The 8,253-nt window shown below is 40.1% G+C and carries 5 protein-coding genes and 1 pseudogene; 3 read left to right on the top strand and 3 right to left on the bottom strand.

Translation table 11 applies throughout. From position 1 onward, the window contains the following. Positions 1–274: 274 nt before the first annotated feature. A complete protein-coding gene (locus JQC92_RS19690; RefSeq protein ID WP_205001245.1) occupies positions 275–1,381 on the top strand; it encodes an efflux RND transporter periplasmic adaptor subunit in 1,107 nt (368 codons plus the stop codon). After that, positions 1,378–4,464 carry an efflux RND transporter permease subunit gene (locus JQC92_RS19685; protein ID WP_205001244.1) on the top strand — a complete coding sequence of 1,029 codons (3,087 nt, stop codon included), beginning with the start codon at positions 1,378–1,380 and terminating at the stop codon, positions 4,462–4,464. Before JQC92_RS19690 ends, JQC92_RS19685 begins: the two co-directional genes overlap by 4 nt. A 24-nt stretch (positions 4,465–4,488) precedes the next feature. On the opposite strand, the gene hpf is transcribed toward JQC92_RS19685, so the two are convergent. Beyond that, the gene (hpf, locus tag JQC92_RS19680) at positions 4,489–4,845 is read right to left on the bottom strand and encodes a ribosome hibernation-promoting factor, HPF/YfiA family (RefSeq protein WP_205001243.1); all 357 of its coding nucleotides are present in this window, start codon (positions 4,843–4,845) and stop codon (positions 4,489–4,491) included. 491 nt (positions 4,846–5,336) lie between these two features. After that, on the bottom strand, positions 5,337–5,519 hold the full coding sequence (locus tag JQC92_RS19675) for a hypothetical protein (RefSeq protein ID WP_205001242.1): 183 nt from the start codon (positions 5,517–5,519) through the stop codon (positions 5,337–5,339). Between the two features lie 74 nt (positions 5,520–5,593). Between JQC92_RS19675 and JQC92_RS19670 the strand changes: the two genes are divergently transcribed. Continuing rightward, positions 5,594–6,031 (top strand): OsmC family protein, encoded by a 438-nt coding sequence (locus tag JQC92_RS19670; protein ID WP_205001241.1) that lies wholly within the window; start codon positions 5,594–5,596, stop codon positions 6,029–6,031. 119 nt (positions 6,032–6,150) lie between these two features. Here the strand turns inward: JQC92_RS19670 and JQC92_RS19665 are convergent. Then, positions 6,151–8,130, bottom strand: a pseudogene (locus JQC92_RS19665) (S41 family peptidase); the annotation flags it as partial. Positions 8,131–8,253: the final 123 nt, after the last annotated feature.

Raw genomic sequence — 8,253 nt, 5'->3', positions numbered from 1 at the left:
GTTTTGTTCAGAATCGCCATTTTATTTTGATAGTTGTCGTGGTTGACTTATTATCTCAAAAATAAAGCTTTTCTCCTCAGATTTTTCTTCTTAATTTGTTACCCATGTTTGATGGGTTCCCATAGTTAATTAGTACGAATGGTATAACACATCTCTGTTGAATTAAAGCACAAAATAGACTGGACAGTCTAGTTTTGAGGCTCTAGACTACAAATCTAGACTAGACAGTCTAGTTTGATATGAAATACACCAATTTAAAGCTTAGGATAACTTCATGGACGACATTACCGCTTTCATAAGAAAATTTATTACTTGCTGCATTCTAGTGGTAATGATTTCTGCCTGCTCAAAGCCTAACGTTGACAATAAAACATCAAAAACTCCCACTGTTGAAGCGATAGAGATAAAAGTTCAGCCTAACTACTCTGTACAGAGAACATTCTTAGGTTCATCTGTGCCGCTCAATGATTCAAGGCTTGGGTTTGAATTAGCAGGTAAAGTTATTCAAATATATGCCGATTTAGGTGACAAAGTTTCAAAAGGACAAAAGTTAGCGACTCTAGACACTGCCCTACTACGAAATCAAAAATCTCAAGTTAGTGCTGCAATGAGCCGAGTTGAGCAGCAATTAAATTTAGCTATTCGTACTTTGAAGCGAAGCAAAACGATGAGTGAAGCCTCATTTGTTTCGGCTCAAAAAATTGATGAGCAACAAACTCAAGTTTCTCAACTTAAAGCTCAGTTGGACGAGTTATCTGCACAGCAACAGTCCATAGATATTAAAATTACAAAATCAAATGTCTTTGCCCCTTTCAGCGGCCAAATTACAAAAAGGTATCTCTCAATAGGCGATAACATTGCAGCTGGCAGCCCTGTTTTTCAGCTTAGCCAAGCTCAACAGCACCAGGCAATTATTGACGTTCCGTCTCAAAGTCTTTCAGTGTTTAACGTTGGTGAGTCATACCCTATAAAGATACAAGAAATTGAATATAGTGGAACCTTATTATCTGCTACCGAACCGCTCAACCAACAAACGCAAACGCATCAGCTTAGATTTCAACTGCCATCAAGCAGCAGTCATAAAACCAATTCAGTCGCCATTTTAACAGTAAGTCAATCAGTGACGTCGTCAGGCGCATGGGTACCAAATTCAGCATTGACCGATGGAATGAGAGGCCTATGGAATATTTTTGTTCTTCAGCCCGATGCGAGCGGACAACTACAAGTAACTAAGCGTAATGTAGAAGTGATCTATACGTCTGAAGACCGATCTTTTGTTACTGGTGCCTTTAAAAATAAAGAGCTACTGATGTCTAAAGGAACGCATAAAGTCGCTCCAGAGCAATACGTTACAGCCTCTCATATAGCGGAGGCAGAATGATTCGCTCGTTTATTGAAAATGCTCGTTTAAGTGCACTCGTCATCGCACTTATTTTAGTCGCTGGACTAGGAGCACTGAGTAATTTGCCACGCACGGAAGACCCAACCGTTACCAACCGATTTGCGAGCGTGGTAACACATTATCCGGGAGCGTCTGCTGAACGTATTGAAGCTTTAGTTTCTGATGTACTCGAAAATCAACTTAGAAGGCTTGAAGAATTAAAAAGAATCTCTTCGACATCACGCCCTGGCATTTCAGTTATACAGCTTGAACTCAAAGATAACGTCATGGAAACGGATCCAGTATGGTCCCGAGCAAGAGATTTAGTTGCTGATAGCACGCCATTACTTCCTCAAAATACCAGTCGCCCAACCCTGGATGATCAGATTGGTTTTGCGAGTACGGTTGTTTTAGGTGTTACTTGGAATAGCGACACTGAACCAAGAGTCGACTTCATGAATCGTTACGCTAAAGAGTTACAAAGTCGAATTAGGCTTATTACAGGCACTGACTTTGTAAAACTCTATGGTGAGCCTCAAGAAGAAGTATTAGTCACACTCGATAAAAATAATTTAGCAGCATTAAAAGTAACGCCTTCGAATATTGCCCAGCAAATTCTAGCCGCCGACAGTAAAGTCTCCGCAGGTGAAATCAATAACCAAACGCTTAAGGCAACCATAGAAGTAAGTGGTGAACTGGACTCTTTAAAACGCATCAAACAACTGCCTATAAACATTGATGCAGATAAACCTATTATCAAATTACAAGATATTGCCGACATAAAAAAACAAGTAAAAAAACCAGAGCAAAGTATTTCGCTGATTAATGGCCAGCAAGGCATTATGGTTGCAGTCACAATGTTAGATAATGTTCGCATCGATAAATGGCAGCAGAAAGTAAAAGCGACCGTTGACGTTCTAAGTAAAGAATTACCTTCGAATATCAAAATCGACTGGTTATTTGAGCAGCAAAGTTATACTGAAATCCGGTTAGGTGAACTGGCAATCAACCTACTACAAGGTTTTGTGCTGATTCTAATCGTACTCATGATCACACTCGGCAAGCGAAATGCAATGATAGTAGCCGCTGCACTTCCATTGACGGCTCTTTTTACTTTAGCTTGTATGAAGTTGGTCAATTTACCCATTCACCAAATGTCTGTAACAGGGTTAGTTGTTGCGCTCGGAATCATGGTCGATAACGCCATTGTGATCGTCGATGCAATCAGCCAGAAAAGACAACAAGGACAAGGTCGATTACAAGCGGTCACAGAGAGCCTTAAGCACCTTTGGTTACCATTAGCTGGCTCAACCATTACGACTATTCTAGCCTTTACCCCGATTGTCTTAATGCCAGGCCCTGCTGGTGAGTTTGTCGGTGGCATTGCAATATCCGTTATTTTCGCCTTAATCGGTTCGTACATTATTTCACACACATTGATTGCTGGATTCGCAGGTCGATTCAGTGGCGAAACCAATAAAAAATCATGGAGCAATCAAGGTATTTCAACACCTTGGCTGTCTGATAAGTTTACTCGACTACTTTCTTTAGTATTAAAGAAGCCACTCGCATCAACAATTATTATTGGTTCAATACCCGTTCTAGGCTTTATCGCAGCGACTAAACTGACCGAGCAATTCTTCCCGCCATCTGATAGAGATATGTTTCATATCGACGTCTTTTTATCTCCGCAATCTAGCCTAGATAACACGGTTGCTACAGTGAAATCGATGAACCGCTTTCTTGATAGCACTCATGGGGTGGAAAAAGTTGACTGGATGATTGGAAACAATACTCCCTCATTTTATTACAACATGACTCAACGTCAGCAAGGTGCAACAAACTATGCACAAGCAATGGTTAAAACATCTCACTTTGATATAGCGAACACACTGATCCCACAACTCCAACATCAGTTAGATCATAAATTTACAGAGGCTCAAATACTCGTCAGAAAACTGGAACAAGGCCCCCCTTTTAATGCTCCAGTTGAATTCAGAGTCTATGGTTCTGATTTAGAAAAACTCAGCCAGATTGGTGACAAAATCAGGCAAAGATTGAATCAATCTGACTTAGTTACCCATTCCAGAACGACTCTCTTTTCGGGAGCCCCGAAAGTCTGGGTAAATGCTAATGAAAATATCGTTAGTAAAATAGGACTTAATCTCACCGACATCGCCAGGCAAATTGAAATGTCTACGACGGGAATATTAAGTGGCAGCATACTTGAACAAACTGAATCATTGCCTGTGCGAGTCCGACTTACGGATGAATTCCATCAATCTCCCGATAAGCTCAATGATATCCAAATTATTGCATCTAATGGTGCTCGTATTCCTCTTTCGGCAATCAGTACTCAAGAATTCAAAGTGAGTCGAGGAGCCATAGCAAGACGAAACGGACAAAGAGTGAATACGATCGAAGCCTATGTACATTCTGGTGTCTTACCTGCGAAAGTCTTAGCTGAAGTCATGCAGGACATCAATTCAATATCATTGCCTGCTGGCTATAATATTGAGGTAGGTGGTGAAAGTGCAAAACGAAACGAAGCGGTGGGTAAATTGCTTTCGAGCGTTGCACTCGTCATGACATTATTGATTACAGTTGTTGTTTTATCTTTTAACTCATTTAGGTTAACGGCAATTATTTTATTAAGCGCAATTCAATCGGCAGGACTAGGGTTATTAGCCATTTATATTTTTGATTTTGCCTTTGGCTTTAATGTCATTATTGGATTATTAGGCTTAATGGGACTAGCCATTAATGCAGCTATTGTTATTATCGCCGAGCTCGAATCATCTAAGCTTCCAAGAGAAGGAGATGATAAAGCCATCATTAGAGACGTAAGCAGCTGTACTCGGCATATTAGCTCCACAACCATCACGACAATCGGTGGTTTTTTACCGTTAATTCTTGCAGGAGGAGGGTTCTGGCCCCCATTTGCAACAGCAATTGCAGGCGGGACTCTTTTAACAACATTGATCTCATTACTGTGGGTGCCAGCGGTTTATAAGCTGATAATGAGACCTAGAAAAGTCAGTTTACTTGATGAAGAGTGTAACCATAGTGCCGCCGAAGCTTAAATCGGCGGCCAACTCGCTTAATGATCAGGTGAGTTCCATCTCTTGGATGGTTTCATAAGCAATTTCTGGACTTGTGCATTTTGGCTTTTCATGTCTATCAGCCTTCAAATGACCTTTTCTATGTTTTAACGCAGCATCAAGACGCTTTCCGGCTTCTGTAATTGCTGGAAACATAACTTCGTTTGAACCTGAAGCTGAAATAGCAGCTCCTTCATAATTCGTTCTTATTTCTACTTCAAACTTATGATGTTTTTTAGCAATGGTAACGTCGAGTGAAATGAGTGATGGAAAATGATTGGCTATTTTGGCAAATTTTTCGTCTATGAATTGTCTTACGTTGTCAGTGACATCAACGTGATGACCAGATAAATTTATTTTCATATATTGTCCTTATGCTGTGACTCATTGATGTAGCCAAATGAGAAAGTTTGCACTTTCAATAAACGGCTTATGACGAATAAATTATTTATTAATGTCATAAAGCATTTTACGGCATGAACGGTTTTTATATCATTCCAAATTAATTTAAGAAGTGATCTTGATCACTAGTTAATCTTTCGCTCCCAAAAGTCTTCCAAAAAATACACTTAGCCCTATCGTTGTACGGATTTGTTCAGCCCATTTAACACCGAAGCCAAACCCTAAGACTGCACCTATATACCCATATATGGACTTGAAGATGCATGTTTCAGGACTTTTTTCAGCGCCAATTCTTTGAGGCGCATTAGCGAAGGAATATCGGGATTCTTTCGAGCTAATGTAACAAAGAAGAATTGGCGCTGAGAAGTCCACGCAGTGCGAGTTGCACAGCTTATTACTCTTCGTTGCCAGTGCTAACAATAGCTCACTATTGCCGCACACTGTCGCCTTGATTAACAAGTTGTGCATTCTCGCTGAAATCGAGCATCTTCAGGTATCATGGGTATATATATTGTTTCAACCAATAAACCATTACTATTACCGACCACTGCACCTATAATGCCGCCAAGTAACGTTGGAGATATGGCAACGCCACACCAAAGAAAAGTTAAAACAAAATATTCTATAATCTTCATAAATATCCTTATTTTTCCGTCCATAATGTTATACCGTTAAGTGAACCAATTTTGCAAGTAATAAGGTAACAACAATGAGCTTTCACACTTATATTCAATGGAACAAGCAAATAAAAGAAGACGGTGAGTTCAGTCGTGACCACACAATAACTTATGGAAGTGGTCAAAAAGTTAGTGCCTCTTCAGCACCGGAATATAAGGGAAGTGATTCTTTTGTTAACCCTGAAGAAAGCTTACTGGCAGCACTGTCCTCTTGCCATATGCTGACATTTCTAGCGATAGCTCATTTAAAACGCTTACCTGTTGAAAGCTATGAAGACAATGCGAGTGCAACATTAGGTAAACTAGATACGGGAAAACTGGCAGTAACTGAAATGACACTTTCTCCTAAAATCAAGTTTGTTGAGGGTGTTGAAATGGACGAAGAAACCATTAAAAAGATTCATGACAAAGCCCACATCAACTGTTTTATTGCAAACAGTATTAACACTAAAGTCACGATTAAACCTTAGGTTTAGATAAAGACTGCAACTTCTTTTATAAAAAAGGCCAAAGTATTACTTTGGCCTTTTTTATATCGAATTAATGAATACCCATTAATTACCTGAGGTTTACTTACGCAGAGCTCAGATTACTTAATCAAAATGTCATCAGCCTTTCCTGTTTTAGGCATCGGCTTAGCATTTAATTCCGTTCTTGGTTCTTTAGCCATTGCTTTCTTTAAGTAATCAATCGCTTTGTTTAACTGAGCATCGTCGCCTTTAAATGTTGCTAGTGGAAGGTTATCAACTTTGATGTCTGGCTCAACACCATGTCCTTCAACAATCCAGCGGCCATCCATTGCATATTGTGGGTACTCAGCAACTCGTGCCATACCATTATCAGAAAGACGGTTACGACCAGATAACCATACGCCAGCTCCCGCAGTTTGGTTACCAATCACTGGCGCTAGCTTTAATGCTTTAACACCTGACGTGAAAGTTTCACCATCAGAATAAGTCAGCTGATCAGCAAGCACCACCAGCTTCCCTCTAAAGGTTTGTTGCATATTAGTACTGGCATCACCATGTGTTGGCTTCCAAAATGCCCAGGCTTTACGAAGTAGCTTTTCTATCACCCAACTGTCAATGTTACCACCTCGATTACGGCGCACATCAATAATCAAACCGTCTTTGTCATAGTTCGCATAAAACTCTCTAGCAAAGTTTGCGATATCGTTACCGCCCATTGCATACAGATGTAAGTAGCCAACTTTATTATCAGTAGATTTCTCCACCTTAGCCTCGTTAGACTCGACCCAATCTTGATAGCGCATCTTCGCATTCACACCAGCACTCACTGGCTTAACAACTGTAAATAGTTCTTTTTTTCCCCGCTTCAACGTCAATAATACTTGTTTGCTCTTTTGGTTACGCAGTAATCGGTTTACATCTGAAACGTCATTTACTGGATGCTGATTAATTGCCGCTATGACATCACCCTCTTTTGCATTCACTCCTTGGCGTTTTAACGGTGAAGCCATATCAGGCAATTCTGGATCATTTTTATAAATATCGGCTATAACCACACCATTCTTAGTCTGCTGTAACCACGCACCAAGACTCGCTGCTTGCGACTTTTCAGAATTACGTTCGATGTCTCCACCACGAACTTGAGAATGTAAAGAATCAAGCTCCGCCATCATTTGTTTAAAGACATCATTTAATTCGCTTCGGTCTGTAACTCTATCGACCAATTTCTGATATTTATGTTTCGCTTTTTTCCAATCAACACCACGCATATTTTTATCGAAGAATTGATCACGGTGCATCAACCAGGCATCATTGAAGATCTGCTGCCATTCATCTTTAGGATCAATCTCAAATGTCCAACCTTTAACCTGAACCGTATTTTTACTCAGATCTTTAGGCATTTTGGCGACAGTATTCACAATCACCAGTGATTTATTTCCATTTTGCACGATTAACTTTTTACGATCTGAAGATATGTCATATCCTCTAATACCTTTCGCAACAGAATCAACTTTAGGTTTGGAGTCTCCAAACGCTACAAATTTAAGATCTTTACCTTGTTTATAATAAAGCCCCTTATCTGTGACGTTTAAATCGTTCAAGCCACCAGCTTTGACTGGCACTTGCCATAAGCGCTCTTCGAGACCGTTCCAGTCCACTTTTGTTGAAGTGCTTTCTGATTTTTTAGGCTCTAGAGTTAACTCTGTCTTTTCTGCAAATGGGAACTGTGCATTTTTATCTAAGGCGATCGCATATATTAATGTGCGGTCATTAAACTGAGCCCCTAAGTTTCTATCACCCCATGGTGAACCATTGGCTAATTGAAACGATCGACTTGATAGGAAATATAACCATTTGCCGTCGGAGCTGAAGCTGGGTGAAAATGACTCATACTTATCAGTGGTAACTGCGACCTCTTTATTTTCCACTAAAGAATATAAAACAACTTGTGGGCGAAGTTTTCCTATTGCGGCTTTAGTCACGGCAATAAACTGGTCGTCTGCTGACCAACGAACATCAGCATAAGGCCCAAGCCCTTGTCCATTGGTAATAACTTTTTTATTTTTACCTGTCTTTGTATCGAACAACCAAAGATTTCCGTAACTATTCAGCTGGGTAAACAAAGATATCAGGCAAGTGCCCGCTGAACAGCAGGTTCAACGAAGTTGAGGCTGTGATATTTTGCTTTCGACAACTCGAAACGTAACTGCGTATGGCACAGA

The organism is Parashewanella hymeniacidonis, from assembly GCF_016900895.1.
GTDB lineage: Bacteria > Pseudomonadota > Gammaproteobacteria > Enterobacterales > Shewanellaceae > Parashewanella > Parashewanella hymeniacidonis.
The sequence above is the reverse complement of the archived record's forward strand: the minus strand, read 5'-3'. Positions and strand labels throughout refer to the sequence as shown.

Excerpts from the sequence above, each read along its gene's own strand:
- JQC92_RS19690 (WP_205001245.1), top strand. The coding sequence starts at position 275 with ATGGACGACATTACCGCTTTCATAAGAAAATTTATTACTTGCTGCATT.
- JQC92_RS19685 (WP_205001244.1), top strand. The coding sequence starts at position 1,378 with ATGATTCGCTCGTTTATTGAAAATGCTCGTTTAAGTGCACTCGTCATC.
- hpf (WP_205001243.1), bottom strand. The coding sequence starts at position 4,845 with ATGAAAATAAATTTATCTGGTCATCACGTTGATGTCACTGACAACGTA.
- JQC92_RS19675 (WP_205001242.1), bottom strand. The coding sequence starts at position 5,519 with ATGAAGATTATAGAATATTTTGTTTTAACTTTTCTTTGGTGTGGCGTT.
- JQC92_RS19670 (WP_205001241.1), top strand. The coding sequence starts at position 5,594 with ATGAGCTTTCACACTTATATTCAATGGAACAAGCAAATAAAAGAAGAC.